The following is a 22089-nucleotide window of genomic DNA, read 5'->3' as shown; positions in this document are numbered from 1 at the left end:
TTTCCCAAACGATTGTTTGGTAAAATTTTAGCTTATTTTTTTTTACTTGTCAAATTCTTTCTCTATTTCTAAAATATAATCTTCTGCAGGAATTAAAATAGTAAACTCTGCACCCTTATGCTCTTTTTCATTATATGTAAAAACTTTATTAGATACAGTTATGGAACCTTTCATATGTTTTTTTATCATTTCACTTGACATATATAAACCAATTCCTGTACCTTTATCTTCAGCTTTTGTCGTAAAATGAGCATCAAATACTTTATCTATAATATATTTAGAAATTCCACCTGCACTATCACAGATTTTCAATTCTATACATCTACATTTTGAAACTTCAAGGGAAACTTCTTCTCCACATATTTCTATCTCTTTTGCTTTTACAAATATTAGTTTATCATCTGAGTTAAGTTTTTCTAACTCATCTATTGCATTATTTATGATATTTAATAAAACTTGTATAAACTCATTTTCAAAACCAAATGCTTTTATTTCATCAATTTCTTTTACAACATTTATCAACTTATTTTTAAGTTTTGATTCAACTAATGAAAATGCATTATCTACTACTAGTTTTATATCAAAATATTTTGCTTCTTTATCTGGCTTAAAATAGTTTCTAAAATCATCAATAGTTTTGTTTAAATGCTTCACACTCTTTTCAATGCCAAGAAGTGACTCTTGTAAAAACTTACTATCTAAACACTCATAATCACTTTTTAATCTAACTCCAGTAGCACTAGTAAGAATAAAAGATAAAGGCTGTCTCCATTGATGAGCTATATTCTCTATCATCTCTCCCATTGAGGCCATCTTAGATTGTTGTGCTAGAAGTTTATCTTTTTGAAATAATTCTTCTGCTATTTTTTCTTTTTCTGTTATATCAATATAAATACCAAGTATTCCAATTATCTCATCTTTTGTATTTTTTAATGGAACCTTTGATGTTAAAACTTTTATTACAGAACCTTCGGCATTGGTTTGAGTCTCTTCAATTTGTAACTTTTCTATTCCACTATTCATTACACTTTCATCATCAGCTATGTATTTTGAAGCTTCTGATTTTGCCCAAGGCATGTCACGATCTGTTTTGCCTAATATTTCTTCTTTTCTTTCAAGTCCAGCATCATTTAAAAAGCATTTATTTGCACCTAAATATACATTATTTTTATCCTTCCAAAAAACAGAAGCAGGAACAGAATCAATTATATTTTGTAGTAATATTCTAGAATTCTTAAACTCCAAAATACTCTCACTTAAACTCTTTTGTGTCATTACTAATTTATGTTCTATTCTTAAAACTTTTTTATTCATAAAATAAATAACTACAATAGTCAAAAATAAAATAAAAACTATAAAGAGTATTGAATAATATGTCGTAAGAGTTATCTGCTTAGATATGTAAGCCTTATCCTTTTGATCAATTTGTTTAAACTCTTCTAAAATAAATCTCTCATATTGAAATAAAAACTCCATTTTTTTTGTTAAAGAATCTATAACTAAAAACATTTCATTTCTATCTTTTAAAGCAAACATTTCGCCTTTTAACATAAGAAGAGATTTTTGATGCAAATTATGAGGTTCTAAAATTTTATTATTTAAAATAGTTATAATCTCTTTTATCTCTTTTTTACTTACATACCACAAATTATCAAATCTTTTCTTTTGTAAAGGAGATAAACTTTTAAAGTCCCTATCAAAATTTTCAATAGAAGTAGACCATACCTTTATAGTCTCAGCTAAATCTTTTGTTATCAAAAGATTCTCACTATTTATCTTAGCTTCCAAAAAACTATTTTTTGCTTTTGAAATTACAGATAATTGTTCATTTAATAGTTTAATCTTATTCAAAGAGATAAATAATACAGTACTAGTTAAAAGTAACCCAACAATAAGTACTATAAAACTATAAAGACTAATGTCTCTTATCTTTAATTCACTCATTTAAAGATTCCTTATAAAGTTTTATTTGTTTATCAAGTCCAAGTTTTTGCGTAATTTTATTCCACTCATTAGCTGTCAAATCAAGTGCTTCTTTTGGAGACAATTCTCTTTTAATTGCTTTATTTAAATACTTATCAAAAACATCATAGTATAAATCTGCTCCAGGAATTCTAATATCTGCTACTGAGTTTTTATTAGTTAAAGACTCAGAAATAACATTTAAATACTCTTTTGCAGATTCTTTTGAAAAGTTATTTTTTTCCCAAAGTTCTAAATTAGTCGTCTCAAGATGTGAATATCTAGAAGGATTTATACCACTCCAACCTATAGGTACATATTTAGATGTCATTTTTTTAGATGTCATATATGAAGCAAATTTAAATGCGGCTTCTTTATTGACAGCATTTTTATTAACAACCAATACCCAATTTCCACTTATAGAAGAAGGACTATTATATCTTACCTTCCAACTCATTGTATCACTGTTATACACACTATTTGAACCTGGAAGTTTTGCATATCCAACTTTATTTTTGACAATACTTTCTTTTGAGTTTTGAGCCATAGCACCTGCATCTGCCCAATCTAAAATCATAGCAACATCTCCTCCAATAAAGCTTTGTCTTACATTTGCTGGTTCAAAATTTGCAACTTGAGGAGGAGCATATTTCATAATATTTATATATTGGGTTAGTGCTTTTAGAAAAGCTGGATTATTTATCTTAGGATTCATATTTGAATCAAAATAAAACTCTTTTTTATCTGGATATTTTGCATAAGCAGCGGCTTTTGCAAAAAACTCAAACATCGTTCCATAACCTTTTTTTCTACTTTCTGCAAAACCATACTCTATTTTACCATCATTATCCCAATCCCAAGCATTAAAAAATTGGGCTATATCTTTATACTCCGCCCAAGTTTTTGGGACAGCTAAATCATATCCAAACTCATTTTTGAATCTATTCTTATACTCTTTATTTTCAAAAATATCTTTTCTATAATATAAATTAATACAATCTCCATCATAGGGAAGAAAATAGTATTTTTTATTCCAAGAGAGTACTTGATTTTTATAAATAGGCAAAATATCTTCCCAATCTATCTCTTTTTTGACCCAGTTAGGAATTTCTGCTGCATGTCCATCTGCTAATAAAGAACCACCCCATGATGAAAAAACAACAAACACATCATAATTTATTTTTTTATCAGTAAATGACTCTTTTATTTTTCCAATCATATCATCCCAGCTAGGAGATACAACTCTTACTTTTACACCTGTTCTATCTTCAAACTCTTTAATCTCTTTTCTTATAGGACCAGTAATAGCCTTGTCAAAGTTAGGAGCAATAGTTATAATAGTTATATCTTTATATTTTGATATTTCATTAGATTTTTTTTTCTTATCATCGCAAGCAGTAAATAATAGAATAAATAATATAAATACAATTAAGTGTAAACTTTTCATATTATTTCCTAATGTTTTTATATAATAATCTTAGCTAAAAAAAATATAAACTCAAGAAGCGATTTTATTATTAATTTATTCATTAAAGGTACACACTTTATTTCGCCCACTATTTTTTGCTTCATATAAAGCAGTATCTGCTGAAATTAATAACTCATCTATATTTTTATTCTTTGTATCTAACACAATTCCAAAAGAAGCAGTGAAATTAGTAACTTCTTCTTTATTGGTTTTTACTATTCCCTTTGAAATTTCAAGACGCAAACGCTCAGCTACATTTTTAGCTTCATTTATATCTGTTTGAGGTAATAAAATTGCAAATTCTTCTCCTCCAATACGACCTATTATATCAATATCTCGTAAGACACTACGAGTAATATCCGCTATTTTTTGTAGTACTAAATCACCTGTTTTATGTCCGTAATTATCATTTAATATTTTAAAATGATCAATATCAAACATAATCAAAGATAAACTACCACCATATCTAAGTTTTCTAGATATTTCTAATTCTGATTGTTCTATAAAATATCTTCTATTTGGTAAAGCTGTCAAAAAGTCAAAATAAGCTCTATATTCCAACTCCTTCCTAACTTTTCTATTTTCAATTGCAATAGAAGCTAAATTTGTGGCAAAATTTATACGATCAAAATCTTCTTTTTTAGGAACTCTTGGATTTTGATGATAAATTGCAAAAGTTCCTAAAATTTTACCATCAGATGAAATAATTGGTTCTGACCAGCAAGATTTTAAATTAGCTTTCATTGCTAATTCTAAATAATCTTTCCAATATTCATGTTCCATTATATTTTCAACAATAACACGCTCTTTAAGATATGCTGCAGTTCCACAAGAACCTACGCCAATTCCTATTTCAACTCCATTAATTGCATCATTATAAAAACTAGGCAAAGAAGGAGCAGCACCCATAACTAAATGTTTTTCATCTTCACTTAATAATAAAATACTACAAAAAGAACTATTATCCTCTACTTCAATTGTTTTAATAATGATATTTAAAATATCATCCAGTGAAGTACCTCTTGCTACCATTTCTAACATATTATCATGACTACGATTTCGAAGTTCATTTTTCCAATGACTTGTAATATCACTAAAGTTACTTAATCTTTTTTCTCCAACCCATGACAATCTAATTAATGTTCTACGATTAGTACCATCTTTACATGTAATACTTGCTTCTAATTCTGGTGGTTGTTTTCTTTCTTTAAATGAATTTATAACTTTATTATTCCAAGGAATAATAAAATTTTCCCTATATTGTTTATTTGGGAAAGCCTTTCTAAACCAGACTTTTAATGTTGGTAAATCTTCAATGGTATATCCAAAAAGTTCTGTAAATTTGTGATTTACATACTCGATTTCGCCATTTTTATTTGTCCATCCAATCCCTAAAGGAGAAAAATCTAAAATATCTTTTAATTCAACACTTTGTTCATTGGTCTTTTTTAGATTTTGTTCTAATTTATCTTCCCTTTGTTTTGACAAACTTCCAGATACTAAGACATCAATTATCTGTACAATACAAAGCATCAAAGATTTCATTTTTTCATCTGTCACTATTGCTACTTTTTTTATAGCATCAAGATAACTAGTTTTATCATAATTGTATTTTTCTGCTTGTGAAGCAAAATAGTCTAAATTTGGAGACTCACATAAAACTTGACCCAAAAATAGCATTGCAATAACTTGCTTATCTACAACAATAGGTGTTGCATAATCTATCAGTCCATTTTTACACTTCTTTTTAGAAATAGATTTTTTTGCTAAACTTTGCATTAACGATATATTACTTTCTTCACAAAACTTACTAGAATTAGTATATTTTCTATGAAAATTATTACAAGCATCACTCCAACCAGATTGAGTAATAATTTTTCCATTATTATCAACAAGTCCATTTGGTATTCCTGTTGCTTTAAAAAAATTATCTAAAATTTCTTTAAAAGAATCAATATCAATTAGTTTATCTAACTCATATTCACCTTTTTTATACTTATCCATAATCCTCCCAATACAACTGTATTCTTTAAAATGACTAATTATATTTATATTTTATTTTACTTAAATAATCATTAGAATTACTTTTTTTTCTTTATATATAATTAAGTAAAGAAATTACTAAATTTTTTAAGAAATAGTAAATATTTTTTTACTTTTTAGTATTTTTTATTGCAATCAGTAAATCATTTTGTATTTAATAAACTTACTATATAATTATTAAAAAGAATAATTATAATGAAACTCTTAATCCTATTTATCCTAATATTTTTCTCATTAAACTTTTGTTTTGCAAAAGATGAAATAGCCCTAGTATCAAAAGCAGATAAACTTTATGAAATAGGGAAAACAACACAAGCAAAAAAGTTATATGAACAAGCAGCAAAACAAGGAGATGCTCAAGCTCATTTTGCATTGGCTTATAAATATGTACTTACAAAAGAACAATCAATTTATCACTATACGCAAGCTGCAATAAGAGGTCATGAAAAAGCATTAGCTTATGCTTTAGATGACTTACTTTTTAGAGCGAATAGTTTAGAACTTGCAAATCCAAAAAAAGCTTTAGAAGTTTATAATCAAGCTAAAAAAAGCAATCCAAAGATAAAATTATATGATGAAAAAAATAAATTAGAGACTATGAAACTAGCAATTAAATCCAATGACTTTGATGCAAAATCATTTATAGAAAAATACAACATAAAAGATACAAACTCATCACCTTATTTTATATGGGAATTAGCCCAAGAAGCATCAAGAAATGGTAGATTTGGAAAAGCAAATCCAAAGTTAGTTTTTGATTTAGTTGTAAGAGGAGGAAATGTCCCAGCAGAATACGAAGAAGCAGTAAAAGCCACATATAAAAACTGGCAAAATGGTATTACTAAATTTAACTTATGTGAGTTTATTACAAGTGGTATGGGCATGGGATATTGTGCAAACAAAGCTGAAGAAAAACGAAAGATAAAAAGAGAAAATGAGATAAAACAATTCAAAGATACACTAACAAAAGCAAATCAAATCTTTCTTGATGATGCTTTAAAATATACCAATGAATTTATTGAAAAAAAGGCTATTTTAGAAGAAGGACATGGAGGCTCAGGCAGAGCCAGTTTTTTAATAAATTCAGAAAGTAAACAAAAGAATGAATATTTAAAACTACTAAAAAAAGTAAAAAAAGGCTTTGTTCCAAAATCCAAATATTCTTTAGAACATTATGATAAAGAACTAAATGCAACATACAAAAATGTTCTAAAAAAACTTAAAATATCAAGTATTGAATATACTATGTCATATCCAATAACCTTTGATAATATTAAAACAGTTCAAAGGCTTTGGATAAAATATAGAGATGCTAATACTAAACTGTTTTTAGCCTTAAATCCTTCTTCTAAAAATAAAGATTGGGATGCATATCTAAGTAAACAAAGAACAAATCAATTAAAACTAATATTAACTTATTAGAAGTAAATATTACTATTTACTTCTTAATAGCCTTAACTCTTAACCTTACATAATCAGCACTCCAACCATCTATTTCATTATATTGTTTTGGTTTTAATATCTCTTTTACTTCTTTTTTAAATGTTATTTTCTGTTCATGAGTTAAATTTTCAGTTATTCCATTGGCAAAAACATCTAACCAATTTGTGATATCATCTATTGGAGTTGGTCTTGGTATTAGTTCTATATATTCAACTTTGAAGCCATTGTTTTCTAAAAGTTTTTTATACTCTACATCACTTAAAAATACCCAAGGGTTATTAAAATCTCCCCAAGAAGTATGATTATCAAAAACCTCTTGCATGGCATCAGTTAGATTTTTGATATTTCCATATCCTCCAAATTCCGCTACAAACCTACCCTCTTTTTTTAAAGCTTTGTGTATCTTTTGAATTGCAAGTTCACTATTTTTTACCCAATGTAATACTGCATTTGAAAAAACTGCATCAAATTGGTTTTCAAAATCTAAATTTGTAGCACTTTTTACACTTGCCTCTATTCCTTTTGATTTTGTTTTTTCAACCATATTTTCACTTAAATCTACACCTATAACATCCGCTCCAAGCTTTTTTATCTCTAAAGCCAAAGTTCCCTCGCCACAACCTAAGTCCAAAATCTTTTCACCCTCTTTTGGATTTAGTAATGCAACTACGGGTAAAGCTAAATCTGATACAAAGTTTGCGTGTTTTTTGTATTTGTTTGCATTCCAACTGTTTGATTCTTTCATATATTTCCTTTTGTAAATTTATGAATATTTTACAAAGAATAGAAATCTTTATGTACAAGAAATCTTAGATTTTATGTCGGAATTCTTTAGGTGTTTGCTTATAATATTTTTTAAACTGAGAAATAAACCATGAAACTGTAGAATAACCACAAGTTGTAGAAATATCAGTAATGCTTTTGTTTGTATTATTTAAAAGTAAAACTGCTTTTTCTAATCTTTTAGTATCAAGCCATATTTTTGGAGTTTGGCCAAACTCTTTTTTGATATATCTTCTTATCTTATTTTCTGATAATCTTGTGATTTTACACATATCATCAAGGCTTTGAATAAGGTCGATGTTTGATTCTAAAATATAGTTGATTCTATCTTGACTTGTTGAAAGAATAGAGTTAAAAAAACAGTGCATTTCATTTTCTTTTAATCGTATAGCTTGTAAAAATATCTCTTCTATTTTAAGTTTTAAAAGATTTTCATCAAACTTTATTTTTAGATACTCTTGAAAAGTTTGTACACTATTTTCAAATAATATATCACTATGATAACTTGCTTTAACAATACTTTGTTCTTCTTTAGACCTAATTTTAATATTATACTTATTTATAAAATCAAAAATAAACTTATCATCAAAATATACTAATAATGACTTATATTTAGAATCTTTAAGGGCTCTTTCACTTATATAGTAATTATTTTGTGTTAAAAAAAAGATTTCAGCTTTATTGATATTTATATCTTCATTACTTAGATGAATTACTTTAGAACCTTCAAGTAAAATACCCATACTGTGCATAGTTGTTCTTGCATTTACTGTGTTATCTTTTGTTTTAGTAATATAATTTAAACACAATAAATTATCTATTTTTAAAAGATTTTCATAGCGATTATCAATAAAATAATTGGGTACTACATATGTCAAGATAATTTTTCCTTTTATACTTTTCTTATTTAAAATACTATTTTCATCAAATCTTCATGAATAAATTTATAGTTCAATTTTGATATAAAAATATTACTTTCCACTATTTTTTGAGGATTACTATTTTCTTCTAAATCAAAAGTTGGAATAGGTAAATTTGACACTTCCGCACAATAGGTATAAAACTCTTTTTTTGTGGGATGAGAAGGAGCAGAGCAATTAAAAGTTTCATCAAAAATATCTTGATTGATTACTTCTTGTATTATGTTTATACAATCATCTCTATGTATCATATTTACAGGTGCATTTGCATCTTTTACTGCTTTGCCCTTTGGGAAAAACTTTGCAGGATTTCTTCCATATCCTATAAGTCCTGCAAATCTTAAAATTGTTATTTTAAGATTTGTATTTTTAAATAATCTTTCTATTTCAAGTAAAGGACTTGTTTCATCTTTTAATACTGAAATTGAACTAATAAAAACAATTTTTTTGATATTTGAATTGAGTATATGTTTTATCAACTCTTTAAATCCATCAATATTTTTTGAAGGTATATTTATAATCAAAATATCTGAACATAAAAACTTATCAACCTCATCATTTAAATTAGTAGTATCCACAATAAATGGAGTGATATTTTCACCTCTTAATCTATCAATTTTTTCATTTGTACTTGTAGATAATTTTACAGAAAATTCTTCTGATAATACTTGGGCTAATGGAAAACCTAACCAACCACTACCTAAAATGCTAATATTATTCATTTACATTTTCTTTCAAATTTTCAAATTCATCTAATGTCATACTTGGAACAAACTCTATTATTTCATAATTTGCGACATTTACAAGTTTAAATGGATCTTGGGATAGAACTTCTAGTAACTTCTCTTTTGAATCAAGTTTTGAAAGTATCACTCCACCATTTCTTGGAATTTTTCTTCCTGAAGCTATAAAATTTCCTTCTTTATATTGCTCTTTTAAATATTTTATATGGGATTCAAGATGAGTATCTACTTCATCTAGTGGTTTTATATAAGTTAGATTTATTATAAACATTTTTATCCTTTATTAATTAACAGTTATTACTACATTTTTATTTATATAACTATATGTAATTATCCCTAAAGAGATAATTGCAAGAGTTAATAATTGCAAAGTTACAAGATCCCAACCACCTTTTTCCCAACATAGTACTCCAATAAAAGTTCCAATTGAACCACCCACAAACATTGAAGACATATATGCGGTATTTATTCTACTGTGTGCTTTTTCATCTAAACCATAAATTTGTGATAAGTTATTGATTTGAATTGCTTGAACACCTATATCTAAAAGTAAAGTAGCTGCAATAAAAGCATATAAATTTGTATCAAACACTTTAATTAGAAGTACACTAAGTATTATCATCAAGACTGAAATTAGTTTAATTCCATTTGCATTTATTTTATCTGATAGTCTTCCAATATATGGAGCTAACATTGCACCCGCTACTGCTAATACTCCAAATAGTCCAATAACATCACTATCATAATTAAAAGGAGCTTGGCTTAATTTAAAAGTCAAAGTTGTCCAAAAAGAACAAAAAATACCAAATGTAGTTGCAATCAATAAAGTATTTCTTCTAAGAAGTGAAAATCTTTTTAACTGATAAATTGATGATTTTAAAAGTGAAAAATAACTATTTTCAAAGTGCGGTTCCATGTTTGGCAAAGTCTTTGAGATAAAAAATATCGTTGCAAATACCAAAAGAGCAGAAAAACCAAATATCACATGCCAATTATCAAACCAATCAGTAATATATCCACTTAAAGTTCTTGCTAATAATATTCCAGTTAATAATCCACTAAATATAGTTCCTACAACTCTACCCTTATCTTTTCCACTCATAGCTGCTGCCATTGGAATAACAACTTGTGCAGAAACTGCAAATAATCCAGCCATAAGACTTAAAATATATAAAACAAAAATATTACTTATAAATGAAAGTCCAAGTAAAGATAGACCTAATAAAACATGTAAAATAATAATTAGTTTTTTTCTATCCATCTTATCACCAAGTGGACTTACAAAAAATAGACCCAACCCATACCCAACTTGAGAAAATGTAGGTAGATTTCCTACTGCTAAATGACTTACATTTAAGTCTTTTGCAATATCATTTAAAATTGGTTGATTATAATAGATATTTGCGACACTAATTCCTGCAGTTGCTGACATCACAAAGATTTGTTTTTTAGTAATCATTGTTTTTTACCACCTTTATATTGTATATAGAAAATTGTATCAAGTAATAAAAGCTTTGATGATGCCAATTTCAAGCTAAAAATTGCCCAATTCAAACATTTTGTAAAGTTCTATAAGAATGAGGTGTTTGATTGAGTCTTTTTTTGAAAAAGTTTATAAAATGAGCTGAGTCTTCATATCCCAAAGAATAAGAGATCTCATTGATATTCCAATTTGTATGTTTAAGTAAGATTTTTGCCTCTTCTAAAATTCTTATAGCTATTAGTTCTGTGGTAGTTTTAGAAGTCACTTCTTTTAAAGTTCTATTTAAATGATTGGTATGAATATTAAGAGATTTTGCATAATCACTTGGTGCTTTTAAATCCAATCTTTCGTAGGGCAAATTTATAGGAAACTGTCTATTTAATAACTCAGTAAATAGTGAAGAGATTTTAGTCTTTTTGTCTTTAGAACTATTTTGTACACTTTTAGCTACTTGCATTTTCATAGCCAAATGAATAAGCTCTAAAGTTAAGTTTCTCAATATATCATCTTTGAAATCATATTGGGATGCTTTTTCTTCAAACATTTTTTCATATATTCTTTCAACTTCTTTTAACGCAGGTTCATCTAGTAAAAAAAGTTTATTACCATCTATCTTAAATACAGGGTAATTTCTAATCGCTGCAAATTGATAAAAGAACTCTTCTGTAAAAATACAAAAATATCCATCTTTTTTCCCATCCATTGAGTCCCAACTATAAGGAACCAATGGATCAGAAAACATCAAAGCATAATCTTGACTTTCAAGAGTTTTATCTGCATAATGAACTTTATTTGGACCTTTTAAAAGAGTTATTTTAAAATAACTTTTTCTACTGTAGGGAATATTAATACAAGCCGTTCTTTGAAATACATTAAAATGTCCAATGCCATCATTTAAATCTTTTGGCAAAGGATAATTTGTTCTTTTATAAAATTCTTCTATATTTTCCATGGAATGCATTATACTAAAAATAGATATAAACTCAATACTAATTGACTTAAGCCTGTATTATCTTAGCCTTTCTAAATGAATACTTTTTGTTAAATAAAATAACAGCCACTAAAGATAATAAACATCCTATTATCGTAGAAGATGCAATCTTCTCTCCATATGCAAAATAACTTGAAACTATTGCACCAAGGGGAACAATAAACATAAATACAGCTGTATTATGTGCTCCTATTTTACTAGCACTTACAAAAAATACAGTCATAGCGAATGTTCCAGATAAAAGCCCAATAAAAATAATATTCAACCAAAATACTGAGTCATACAAAGCTATTTCAAAAGGATGATAAGGCAATGCAAATAGCATATTTGTAAATGCAGTTACTCCAAAAAGTACCAAAGTATAAAACATTGGGTCAACTCGTTTTGAAACTTTTTGGGTTATGATTGTAACTAATGCCCAAACAAGTGCACAAACTAAAAAATATATACTATGTAGATTTAAGAACCCTAAACCTTCCATGGGAATTTTTAGTAAAACTATTGCGCCAAATATTCCAATACCTAAAGCTATCATCTGTATTGGTGATACTTTTGTCTTAAATATTATCATTGATAAAAAATATGTAATCAAAGGAACAAGTGAAGTAAACATAGTCCCTCCATATCCTGCATCTCCATGAGAAAGTCCTGCAAAAAATAGATAACTAAATAATGCACTTAATAGCCCACCTAAAATCATATAAATATATCCAATAATATCAGTTTTTAGTGATTTTTTCATATAAAATATAACAGGAATCATCCCTACAAAAGCTATAGTATATCTCCAAAATGATGCAACTTGTGCATTAGAGTGTTCCACTGCTGCTTTTCCTGATGTCCAGGCAATGCCCCAAAGTAGCATTGATACTATCATACCAACAATATATATTGTTTTATTCTCTTCTTTATTCAAAAAAGCCCCTTTTTTAATTTTGAGCATTATAAATAAATTTGAGAATTGAGAGTATAAGAAAAGAGGATTATGTTATAAGTTTTGTTCCCTATAAAGTAAAGGGGTAGTTTTATAATATTTTTTAAATTGTATAATAAACCAAGAGACACTAGAATATCCACATGAAGTTGCTATCTGTGATACACTTTTTTGAGTATTTTTAAGTAGCGTAACAGCAAAAGATAGCCTTCTTTCATCTAACCACTCTTTGGGATTTTGATTATAAAGTCTAATCATCTCTTTTCTTAAGGCTTTTGAGTTAAGCCTTGTAAGTTTACACATATCATCAATATTGTTTATGATATCAAGGTTCTCTTCTAAGATATATTTTATTCGTGAAGATTTAGTTTGTACTATTTTATTTAAAAAAGCAGAAAACTTTTCTTTATCTTTTGAAAGTGAATATAAAAAGATTTCATCAAGTTTTAACTTTACTAAGTCAAGACTATTTTTTATATTTGTTAAAAAATATTGATTTATTGTTTGAACACAAGTATTTATAAATTCATCTCTTTTAAAAGATAAAATTCCATTTTGGGTAATTGTATCAATAGTAATATTGTATCTTTTTATAAAATTAAAAACATATTCATCATCAAAATATATCAATATAGCTTCAAAGTTATTTCTATCTCCAAGAATTTCACCCATAAAATAATTGCCTTGAGATAAAAAAAGTATATCGCTAGTATCTATACTTATATCATCATCTTTAAGATGTAAGGTTTTCCCTCCACTTACTAATAAAATAGCTAAGTGCATACTATTTCTTAGAGAGATTTTATCTTTCTTATATATCGATGACTTTGCTACTATAACACTATCATCATGTATTATTTGATATAAATCTCTATTTTCAAAAATATAATTGGGTAAGGTAATAATCATGATTAATTATACTTTTATTTGCATAAAAATATTTACTCTTATTTTAATATCAATTTTCATTAAATACCTCTTTTGCAGCAAACAGGCCATTTAAAGCACAAGGAAAACCTCCATAAACTGCCATTTGCATAATTACTTCTACAATCTCTTCTTTACTACACCCTACATTTAGTCCTGCATGAATATGCACTTTTAACTGTGCTGATGCATTTCCCATAACTGTAAGTGCTGCTATTGTTGCGATTTCTCTTGATTTTAAATCGAGATTTTCTCTTGTGTAAATATCTCCAAAAGGAAACTCAATAAGCAAATCTGCAAATTCTGGGGCAATATCTTTTAATGACTCAATTACTTTTTCCCCTGCACTACCATCTACTTCTTTTAACTTCTCCCAACCTCTTTTATATCTATCTGATTTCATAATAATCCTTTATTTTATTTATGAAGATTATAAGTCAATCCAAGAAATAAGAGTATAAGAAAAAAGACTTATTTTATAAGTTTTGTTCCCTATAAAGTAATGGGGTAATTTTATGATACTTCTTAAACTATATAATAAAGTAAGAAACACTTGAATAAACACAAGAGTAGAAAAAAATAATTTTTTTTAATTAAAAAATAAAAGTAAAATCATTATTATAAAGTGCGAATTTTACTATTCTTTATCCAAAAAAGTCATTCAAAATATTTTTCTAAGAACAATTATAATAATATCAGCAGATTTATATTAACAAAGGAAAACAATGAAATTATTATTATTTTCAATTACTATTATTTTACTTACTTTAACTGGGTGTTCAAATAAATTACCCTTGGCTAAAACACAATTAAGTATAAAATCAAACAAAAAAGAACTAATATCACAAGCAAATAAGGGTGATATTAAAGCAATGATTGAATTAAATAAGAAATTTGTTTTCCCAGAAACAAAAGAGGGATTTGACTATTATAATAACTGGTACCCACTTGTCTTACAAAGTAAAAATTCAAGCGATATTATGGCTTTTGCAGAAGTTTTTTATGAATACAAAGATATGTTTATAAGTGGAAAAGAAAAGTATGTAGCCCTTTTAGAAGCAGCAGCAAATGAAAAGTTCAAGAAGCCTTTATTTAAACTTTTACAAATATATCTATATGATTATGACCATAAAAAGATAAAAGATACCCAATCAAAAATTTTATTAAATGCTTCAAAAGAAGATTTGACAAAGATTTATGATTTGTATTTAAATATGAATAAAGAAAAAGATGTAAAAAAAATAGAGACTATAATAGTACAAAAAGGTTATTCAATACCTGTTACTAAAAAATTCTTGAGATTTAAAAATTTCCGTAACTTAAAAAAAGAGGAAGTAAGTAAAATAATTAATGATATCTTAGCATCTAATGAATATGAAAAAATTGTTACAACAGCTAATATTTTGAAAATTAGAAGAGAGTATGAAAAATCAAAACTATTTTTCAAAAAAGCAATTTCTCTTAAAAATGATGATGCAGATACATATTTAGAATATGCAAATTTATATGACAAAATGGCTTCTCAACATAGAGTTTTAAGTGGAAAAGATGAGAAGTATAAAGATTATCAAGAAGAGATAATTTCAAATCTAAAAGAAGCAATTAAATATGGACAAAGTGAAGCATATGGCAAATTATTAAAAGTATATTCAAAAGAAAAATATTTTAAAAATGATTATGAACTTTTGATTGAGAAGTTAAGTAAAACAACTCAAGGAAATAGAATATTGGCAAACTCATCAAGTGGAAGTTTTTTTACTCCTGATGATAAAATCGAAAACTACTATACAAAAGCTGCGATGAATGGAGATGAAGAGTCAATAGTTCATTTAGCTACAAGAGTTCCTTATACCTATCAACCAGACCTCAAAAGAGATGAAGATACAAAAAAATGGCAAGAGTATATTTTAAATAGTAATAACCTAGCTTTACAAAAAAGATTTAAAAAAGTTCTATTTTCTTATAAATACAAAGATAGTAAATCATTAGATAAAGTAAAAGATGCTATTACAAATATTGATTTAAAAAATGACAATATTTTTACTCTTAGAAGATTATATAGAGATTCGAAAAACTCTAATCCAACAAAAGCGATTGAGTACTTACAAAAAGCCGTGAGTTTTGGTGATGTAAGTAGTACTTATGAGCTTATAAAAGTATATCGACAAAAAAAGACAAAAGAAGACATTCTTTTTGCTATAAAAACCTTAGAAGACTTAGCAATAAAAGGAGATAGAACTGCTGCAATTAAAACAGCCTTACATTATGATTTAACTTCAAAAGATAAAACAAAAGCAGTAAAATATTATGAAATAGCCTCTTCTTTAGGAGATAGAAGTTCTACAGAAACATTAGCTCGTATTTTTATGTGTGAAAGTTGTAAAAGTACTAAGGAACTAATTGATTATAAAAAAGCTAAATTCTATGCCCAAAAATTAGTAGATGAAGGTATAGTTAAATATAACTTTAATCTAGGTTGGCTTTATACTACAGGAAATGGTGTGAAAAAAGATGTGAAAAAAGCTATTTATTACTTCACCCAATCATATAATTTAGCAAATGAAGAAACAGCTGCTTATAATATAGGTCTTATCTATAAAGATGGAGAAGGTGAAGTAAAAAAAGACCTAACACTTGCGAAATATTGGTTAAAAAAAGCAAATACAAAAGAAGCAAATAAAGTGCTTCAAGAGATGAAGGAAAATAATGAATAAAATAAAAGTTATAAGTTTATTCTTAATAGTATTATTATTCGCAAGTTGTGCAAATAATAATCTTGAAACTAACTCTACAATCATACCAACAACGCAAAAGAATACTCTTATATCAAAGGCAAATAAAGGTGATATAAAAGCTATGATAGAGTTAAATAGAGTCTATTTATTTCCTGAGACTAAAGAAGGCTTAGAGTTATACAATAAATGGTACCCTCTTGTTTTAAAAAGTAATAATACTGAAGATATTATGGAGTTTTATCCTATCTTTACTAAATATGAAAAGATGTTTATAAACGCAGATGAAAAATATGAAAAAATATTAGAAGCTGCTGTAGATTTAGGAAGTCAAAAAGCTTTATACAAATTGTCTTCTCATCTTATTCGAAACAAGCAATATGACAAACTCAAAAAAATATCAGAAAAAATCATAAAAGAAAAGAATCAAGATAAACTCATAACACTTCATAATATATATCTATTTACTCGTCAAAAAGATGAAGCAAAGAAGATAGAAAAAGTAATCACAAAGACTAATAAAGAGTATTTTAATTCATTATCACTAAATGATAAGCTTTTTTATACACATCTTATATATTTACATCCAAGAGAAAAAGGTCTTGAATACAATGAGATAATAAAAGATACAATAAATTCAAATGATCCAAAACTTATATCAGGTATGGCAAATGTACTATTTGATGATGCAAGATGGTACAGAGCAAAAGCATACCTTGAAAAAGCTGTAAAACTAAATGATAAAGATTCCCTTGCACATTTTAACTTAGCAAATGAGTATAAAATAATTGATACCTCAAAACATAAATACAAAGAACAAATCATATTTCATCTTACAAAAGCTGCTTTGTTAGATAATTATAAAGCAACAGAACAACTATTGGAAATCTTTGTAAAAGAAAAAAATACTCAAGCATATTTTGATTTAAAACAAAAAATTCTAAAGCTAAATGAATCAAAAAGAGCATTGGCAGACTTTTACTATAAACAAAATCGAATCACTGAAGGTGATACACTTTTAAATGAACTAGCACAAAAAAATAATAGCCAAGCTATTATAAGTTTAGCACGAAGTTATAAAAGTAAAGAGTTTAATCCTGAAAAAGATGCCCTCATCGATAAGTGGAAAAACTTTGTTTTAAATAGTGATCAAGTCTATTTAAAAGAGATGTTAAAACCATATCTTGTTTATAGAGAAGATATTGAGTTTAAAAACAAAATCATTCAAAAACAAATTGAAAACAATAATATCACTGTACTCAAAGAGTTAGCCAAAAATACAAAATTTAGCACTAATATCGAAAAAGATGAGGCAATACCTTATTTACAAAAAGCTGCTTCATTTGGCGATGTTGAAAGTAAATATCTTCTTGCAAATAAGTATAACTACTACGATAAGAAAGAATCTAAAAAAAGAATAGCAATATACAATGAACTCATAAAACAAGGCGATATAAAAGCTTATAAAGAGTTGGGAACTGCATATAGTTATGCACCATCAGGTAATACAAAAGAAGATGTAAATAAATCTTTATACTACTATAAAAAAGCATATGAAAATGGTGATAAAAGTGCTTTAGAAGATATTATTGTTTATTACATTTGTCCTGATTGTCCTACTTATAATCAAGAACAAGGCGAAATTTATATCAATAAAGCAATAGAAGATAAAAATGCAAACTTACTTTATAGATTAGGCGGAACTTATAAAATTGGGAAAATCGTAAAAAGAGACAAAAAAAAGGCGATAAAATACTATAAAAAAGCTTCTGAATTAGGAAGTTCAGGAGCATATTCTGCTCTTGAAGATATCTATCAAAATGAAAAAGAAGGTAAGAATTGGTATAAAAAAGTTGTACCAAAAAAAGTACAGACATATGAAGACTTACTCAATGAAAGTAGTAAAAAAAACACTAAAAAAAATGGAAAATAAGAAATGAAAATAATTTTATTTATATTAATTAATCTATTTATATTTACAACTTATACAAATGCTTCAGAAATATCAAGTAAAGAAGCACTTATCAAAAAAGCAAATAAGGGAAATATCCAAGCTATGATTGAGCTTAATAAAATATATTTATTCCCTCAAACAAAAGAGGGTTTTGAGTTTTATAAAAAGTGGTATAACCTTGTATTAAAAAATAATAAGTCAAAAGATCTACTGAGCTTTGCAAAAGTATATAACGAATACAAAAGTATGTTTATAAATGGTGAGTTAAAATATATAGACCTTTTAGAAGCAGCTGATAAACTTGGCAATAAAAATGCGGCAATTATTTTAGTTAATCAATATAAAAATGATATGGACTTTAGCCGTGTAGTTGACAATTATGAAAAACCAAAGAAGTTCTATGAAAGAATAGTTAAAAAAGTAAACCCAAAAGATATAGTTATCAAAAAATCGAATGAATACAGCACTATGGATATAAAAAATTTAAAAAAGGCTGCTTTAAAAGATAACTATCTTGCCACAAGATATCTTTTAAAAAAATATCTAAAAGATAAAAAATATCTAGATGACTATTTAGCTTTTGAGAAAAAAGCATTAAAACTAAATGAATCAAAAAGAGCACTAGCAGATTTTTTTTATGAGTATATAAATAAAACAAAAGGAATTCAACTTTTAGAAGAGTTAGCAAAACAAGGAAATGCTGATGCAATAGCAACTCTAGCAACGAAACCAAGAAATGGATTTAGATACGATATTAAAAGAGATTCAAAGGAAAAACTTACTGATTCAGAAGAAAGAATTTTGGGAATTCTAAGTGATGCAACAAAAAAAGTCTATGAAGATCCAAATATAAAAATAGTCGCAAAGCCAATACCAAAAAATACTAACTATTTACTTGATGATTCAAAAGGAGCTCTAAAATGGCAAGAATTTATTATAAATGATAATAAACCTTATTTGATATCTAAACTAAGAACTACAATCTCAAACAATATAATTACCTATGATATATATAAGGATTTAAGAGAAAAATTAGAAGAAAAAGAGATAAAAGAACAAAATATCTACACACTAAGAGAATTATCTAATTATTATAAAAGAAAGAATAAAAAACTATCTGAGAAATATCTAGAAACAGCTTCAAAATTAGGAGATGAAAAAAGTAGTAATGATTTGGCAAATTTTTATATATATGATAAAAGAGATAAAGTAAAATCTAATGAAATACTTGAAAAACTGGCAAGTGAAGGAAAGATTTCAGCAATAAATGATTTGGCTTATTCTTATTACAAATCAAAAGATATAAAAAAAGCTATAGAATATTATGAAATAGCAGCTAAGGCAGGATCTTCAAGAGCAATAGATAAACTAAGAATAATATATCATGAGCAAAAGAACTACAAAGAAGCAATGAAATATGCTCAAAGATGCACTCTTTTTGATAATCCTAGTTGTTATTTCTATGTAGGTTATTACAATCACTTAGGTTTGGATACAAAACAAAATCTAAGCGAAGCCATAAAATACTATAAAAAAGCATATAGTATAAATAAAAATGATTATGCAGCTAATAACATCGGTCAAATATACTTAGTAGGCGGAGCTGGTGTGAAAAAGAATTTAGAATTAGCAAAACAATGGCTTAGAAAATCAAATATTAACATGGCAAAAAATACACTAAAAAAACTAGGGGCTAAATAATGAGAATACTATTTTTTATACTTATTAATATATTTATAATAACAACATATGCTAATGCTTCTCAAGTACAAAGTAAACAAACACTCATAAAAAAAGCAAATAAAAAAGATGTACAAGCAATGCTTGAGTTAAATAAAATCTACTTATTTCCTCAAACAAAAGAGGGAGTTGATTTTTATACAAAATGGTATGATTTAGTATTAAAAAGTAAGGATACTAAAGATATTATCGCTTTTGCAAATGTTTATGGTAAATACCAAGATATGTTTAGTGATGGTATCAAAAATTATATAGTACTTTTAAATAAAGCCATTAAACTTGGAAACAAAGAAGCTGTATATATGTTGATTGATAAATATGTAACAACTGAGCAAGTACTGGAAGAAGTAACAAATAACAAAGAATTAAAAAAATTTTTTGATGATGCTATTAAAAGTGCGAAAGAACAAAGACTAATTGATTTATATACTAAGTATTTATTAGATACTAAAACTACATCATACGAAAGACTTCTAAGGGCGAGACTAACAAGTAAGCTTATAAAACAACTAAATTTTAAAGCACCTAATCTTGATAAGCTTTTAGAATTAGACACTTTATATAATACATATGATATGAAAAAAGTCAAAGAAAAAGCAGATGAGATATATGCTTTAGATGATTATAATTTACTTGTAGTAACTGCTGATTTTTTTTATGGAAAATATAAAGCTGATGAAGGTAAAAAGTTTTATGAAAAAGCTTTAAAAATAGATAATACAGATGTAACAAAACTTGATGATACAAAAGCTATATCATATTATTATAATAAGGCTAAGATTTATGAAGCAATTCAAGCATATAAAACAACACAAAATGAAGACCTAATAGTTGGGTTTTTACAAAAAGCTGCTTTATTAGATAGTTATGATGCTACAAAAGAGCTTTTAGAGATTTATCTAAAAAATGTAAAATATAAAGATGCATATCTTGCTTTAGAAAAAAAGCTTTTAAACCTCAACGAATCAAAAAGAGCTTTGGCTGATTATTTATTTAACAATAGAGATAAAGAAAAAGCAATGAAAATATTAAATGAGTTGGCAAAAAAAGGCAACGAAAATGCCATGATAGAACTGGCAATTAAACCTTTTAAAAAGAAATCTACTAGTCCATTTTCATCTGGAGATACATATGGCTATTATGACCCTGATGTGGCAGTAGTAAATAGAAAATGGCAAAAAATTATCTTAAATAGTAACAAACCATATCTTATATCTAAACTAAGAAATGCCATTGGTAAATCTCCTATTTTATATAAAGAGTATACAAAACTAAGAGAAAAAATAGAAACAAAAGAGATAAAAGAAAAAAATATCTTAACTCTAAGAGATTTGTATGAACAAAATAAAATCAATGATAATAAACTTGCTAGAAATTATCTAAATCAAGCCATCAAACTAGGTGATGTAAAAAGTGGTCTTATTTTAGCACAAGCAGATAAAATTGAAAAAAACAAAAAACCAGGTGGTAAAGAGTATTTCATAGCAAAAATGTATGAATCAGGAATGTTTGGTAAAATAGACAATAGAAAAGCTATGTATTATTATAAAGCATCAGCAAAATTGGGTTATCCACTAGCCTATATGACACTTGGAATATACTATCGTCAAACATTAGATCACGCTATAGCAATTGACTATTTTAAAAAATGTGTTGCCTTAGGAGAGGGAGTTTGTTATGCTTATATGGCTAAATATTATGAAGAAGGTTATATACAAATACTAAAAAAAGATATGAATAAAGCTTTAGAATATTATAAAAAATCATATGAACTAGATAAAAACAAAGATGTAGCTAAATACATAGCAAAAATATATGAAATAGGAAAAGGTTCAATAAAAAGCGATTCAGAACTTGCAAAACAGTGGTATGAAAAAGCAAATATAGAAAAGGCAAAATAAGTTGGCATTGGTACATAAGTTAAAAAATCACTTCTCTAAGGATATATTTTCAAAGTTCCCCTCAA

At 26.6% G+C, this 22089-nt stretch carries 17 protein-coding genes; 5 read left to right on the top strand and 12 right to left on the bottom strand.

What is annotated here, in order from left to right; all coding sequences use genetic code 11:
- Positions 1–42: 42 nt before the first annotated feature.
- The 3 genes from LXN10_RS12310 to LXN10_RS12300 all read right to left on the bottom strand — a co-directional run bounded on the left by LXN10_RS12310 (position 43) and on the right by LXN10_RS12300 (position 5434).
- On the bottom strand, positions 43–1944 hold the full coding sequence (locus LXN10_RS12310; RefSeq protein WP_375723288.1) for a PAS domain-containing sensor histidine kinase: 1902 nt from the start codon (positions 1942–1944) through the stop codon (positions 43–45).
- Positions 1937–3409 (bottom strand): ABC transporter substrate-binding protein, encoded by a 1473-nt coding sequence (locus tag LXN10_RS12305; protein WP_375723287.1) that lies wholly within the window; start codon positions 3407–3409, stop codon positions 1937–1939. The genes LXN10_RS12310 and LXN10_RS12305 overlap by 8 nt, the downstream gene beginning before the upstream one ends.
- A 75-nt stretch (positions 3410–3484) precedes the next feature.
- Positions 3485–5434 (bottom strand): diguanylate cyclase, encoded by a 1950-nt coding sequence (locus LXN10_RS12300; protein ID WP_375723286.1) that lies wholly within the window; start codon positions 5432–5434, stop codon positions 3485–3487.
- 234 nt (positions 5435–5668) lie between these two features.
- Here LXN10_RS12300 and LXN10_RS12295 point away from each other — a divergent pair, with 234 nt between their 5' ends.
- Positions 5669–6895, top strand: a complete 1227-nt coding sequence (locus LXN10_RS12295; protein WP_375723285.1) for a lysozyme inhibitor LprI family protein — start codon at positions 5669–5671, stop codon at positions 6893–6895.
- 16 nt (positions 6896–6911) lie between these two features.
- Here the strand turns inward: LXN10_RS12295 and LXN10_RS12290 are convergent, their stop codons facing one another.
- The 9 genes from LXN10_RS12290 to LXN10_RS12250 form a co-directional block, all read right to left on the bottom strand.
- Positions 6912–7661 (bottom strand): class I SAM-dependent methyltransferase, encoded by a 750-nt coding sequence (locus tag LXN10_RS12290; RefSeq protein ID WP_375723284.1) that lies wholly within the window; start codon positions 7659–7661, stop codon positions 6912–6914.
- A gap of 64 nt (positions 7662–7725) precedes the next feature.
- On the bottom strand, positions 7726–8577 hold the full coding sequence (locus tag LXN10_RS12285) for a helix-turn-helix domain-containing protein (RefSeq protein WP_375723283.1): 852 nt from the start codon (positions 8575–8577) through the stop codon (positions 7726–7728).
- A gap of 29 nt (positions 8578–8606) precedes the next feature.
- Positions 8607–9341 (bottom strand): hypothetical protein, encoded by a 735-nt coding sequence (locus tag LXN10_RS12280; RefSeq protein WP_375723282.1) that lies wholly within the window; start codon positions 9339–9341, stop codon positions 8607–8609.
- Positions 9334–9633, bottom strand: a complete 300-nt coding sequence (locus tag LXN10_RS12275) for a YciI family protein (RefSeq protein ID WP_375723281.1) — start codon at positions 9631–9633, stop codon at positions 9334–9336. The genes LXN10_RS12280 and LXN10_RS12275 overlap by 8 nt, the downstream gene beginning before the upstream one ends.
- A gap of 12 nt (positions 9634–9645) precedes the next feature.
- Positions 9646–10821 carry an MFS transporter gene (locus LXN10_RS12270; RefSeq protein ID WP_375723280.1) on the bottom strand — a complete coding sequence of 392 codons (1176 nt, stop codon included), beginning with the start codon at positions 10819–10821 and terminating at the stop codon, positions 9646–9648.
- Between the two features lie 91 nt (positions 10822–10912).
- Positions 10913–11797 (bottom strand): helix-turn-helix domain-containing protein, encoded by an 885-nt coding sequence (locus LXN10_RS12265; RefSeq protein WP_375723279.1) that lies wholly within the window; start codon positions 11795–11797, stop codon positions 10913–10915.
- A 46-nt stretch (positions 11798–11843) separates the two neighbouring features.
- Entirely contained in the window at positions 11844–12752 is a 909-nt protein-coding gene (locus LXN10_RS12260; RefSeq protein WP_375723278.1) for a DMT family transporter, read from the bottom strand.
- 72 nt (positions 12753–12824) lie between these two features.
- The gene (locus LXN10_RS12255; RefSeq protein WP_375723277.1) at positions 12825–13679 is read right to left on the bottom strand and encodes a helix-turn-helix domain-containing protein; all 855 of its coding nucleotides are present in this window, start codon (positions 13677–13679) and stop codon (positions 12825–12827) included.
- 49 nt (positions 13680–13728) lie between these two features.
- The gene (locus LXN10_RS12250) at positions 13729–14100 is read right to left on the bottom strand and encodes a carboxymuconolactone decarboxylase family protein (RefSeq protein ID WP_375723276.1); all 372 of its coding nucleotides are present in this window, start codon (positions 14098–14100) and stop codon (positions 13729–13731) included.
- 322 nt (positions 14101–14422) lie between these two features.
- Here LXN10_RS12250 and LXN10_RS12245 point away from each other — a divergent pair, with 322 nt between their 5' ends.
- The 4 genes from LXN10_RS12245 to LXN10_RS12230 are packed head-to-tail and all read left to right on the top strand — an operon-like array spanning position 14423 to position 22024.
- Complete coding sequence (locus tag LXN10_RS12245) at positions 14423–16411, top strand: tetratricopeptide repeat protein (RefSeq protein ID WP_375723275.1); 1989 nt, start codon at positions 14423–14425, stop codon at positions 16409–16411.
- The gene (locus tag LXN10_RS12240; RefSeq protein ID WP_375723274.1) at positions 16404–18362 is read left to right on the top strand and encodes an SEL1-like repeat protein; all 1959 of its coding nucleotides are present in this window, start codon (positions 16404–16406) and stop codon (positions 18360–18362) included. The genes LXN10_RS12245 and LXN10_RS12240 overlap by 8 nt, the downstream gene beginning before the upstream one ends.
- A 3-nt stretch (positions 18363–18365) precedes the next feature.
- Positions 18366–20084 carry a tetratricopeptide repeat protein gene (locus tag LXN10_RS12235; RefSeq protein ID WP_375723273.1) on the top strand — a complete coding sequence of 573 codons (1719 nt, stop codon included), beginning with the start codon at positions 18366–18368 and terminating at the stop codon, positions 20082–20084.
- Positions 20084–22024 carry a tetratricopeptide repeat protein gene (locus LXN10_RS12230; protein ID WP_375723272.1) on the top strand — a complete coding sequence of 647 codons (1941 nt, stop codon included), beginning with the start codon at positions 20084–20086 and terminating at the stop codon, positions 22022–22024. The genes LXN10_RS12235 and LXN10_RS12230 overlap by 1 nt, the downstream gene beginning before the upstream one ends.
- The last annotated feature ends 65 nt before the right edge of the window (positions 22025–22089 follow it).

Origin of the sequence: Arcobacter iocasae (assembly GCF_042214795.1) — a bacterium.
GTDB lineage: Bacteria > Campylobacterota > Campylobacteria > Campylobacterales > Arcobacteraceae > Arcobacter > Arcobacter iocasae.
The sequence above is the reverse complement of the archived record's forward strand: the minus strand, read 5'-3'. Positions and strand labels throughout refer to the sequence as shown.

Bases quoted from the DNA above. Each gene is read 5' to 3' on its own strand.
- LXN10_RS12310 (WP_375723288.1), bottom strand. From the start codon at position 1,944: ATGAGTGAATTAAAGATAAGAGACATTAGTCTTTATAGTTTTATAGTA.
- LXN10_RS12305 (WP_375723287.1), bottom strand. From the start codon at position 3,409: ATGAAAAGTTTACACTTAATTGTATTTATATTATTTATTCTATTATTT.
- LXN10_RS12300 (WP_375723286.1), bottom strand. From the start codon at position 5,434: ATGGATAAGTATAAAAAAGGTGAATATGAGTTAGATAAACTAATTGAT.
- LXN10_RS12295 (WP_375723285.1), top strand. From the start codon at position 5,669: ATGAAACTCTTAATCCTATTTATCCTAATATTTTTCTCATTAAACTTT.
- LXN10_RS12290 (WP_375723284.1), bottom strand. From the start codon at position 7,661: ATGAAAGAATCAAACAGTTGGAATGCAAACAAATACAAAAAACACGCA.
- LXN10_RS12280 (WP_375723282.1), bottom strand. From the start codon at position 9,341: ATGAATAATATTAGCATTTTAGGTAGTGGTTGGTTAGGTTTTCCATTA.
- LXN10_RS12275 (WP_375723281.1), bottom strand. From the start codon at position 9,633: ATGTTTATAATAAATCTAACTTATATAAAACCACTAGATGAAGTAGAT.
- LXN10_RS12270 (WP_375723280.1), bottom strand. From the start codon at position 10,821: ATGATTACTAAAAAACAAATCTTTGTGATGTCAGCAACTGCAGGAATT.
- LXN10_RS12265 (WP_375723279.1), bottom strand. From the start codon at position 11,797: ATGGAAAATATAGAAGAATTTTATAAAAGAACAAATTATCCTTTGCCA.
- LXN10_RS12255 (WP_375723277.1), bottom strand. From the start codon at position 13,679: ATGATTATTACCTTACCCAATTATATTTTTGAAAATAGAGATTTATAT.
- LXN10_RS12250 (WP_375723276.1), bottom strand. From the start codon at position 14,100: ATGAAATCAGATAGATATAAAAGAGGTTGGGAGAAGTTAAAAGAAGTA.
- LXN10_RS12245 (WP_375723275.1), top strand. From the start codon at position 14,423: ATGAAATTATTATTATTTTCAATTACTATTATTTTACTTACTTTAACT.
- LXN10_RS12240 (WP_375723274.1), top strand. From the start codon at position 16,404: ATGAATAAAATAAAAGTTATAAGTTTATTCTTAATAGTATTATTATTC.
- LXN10_RS12235 (WP_375723273.1), top strand. From the start codon at position 18,366: ATGAAAATAATTTTATTTATATTAATTAATCTATTTATATTTACAACT.
- LXN10_RS12230 (WP_375723272.1), top strand. From the start codon at position 20,084: ATGAGAATACTATTTTTTATACTTATTAATATATTTATAATAACAACA.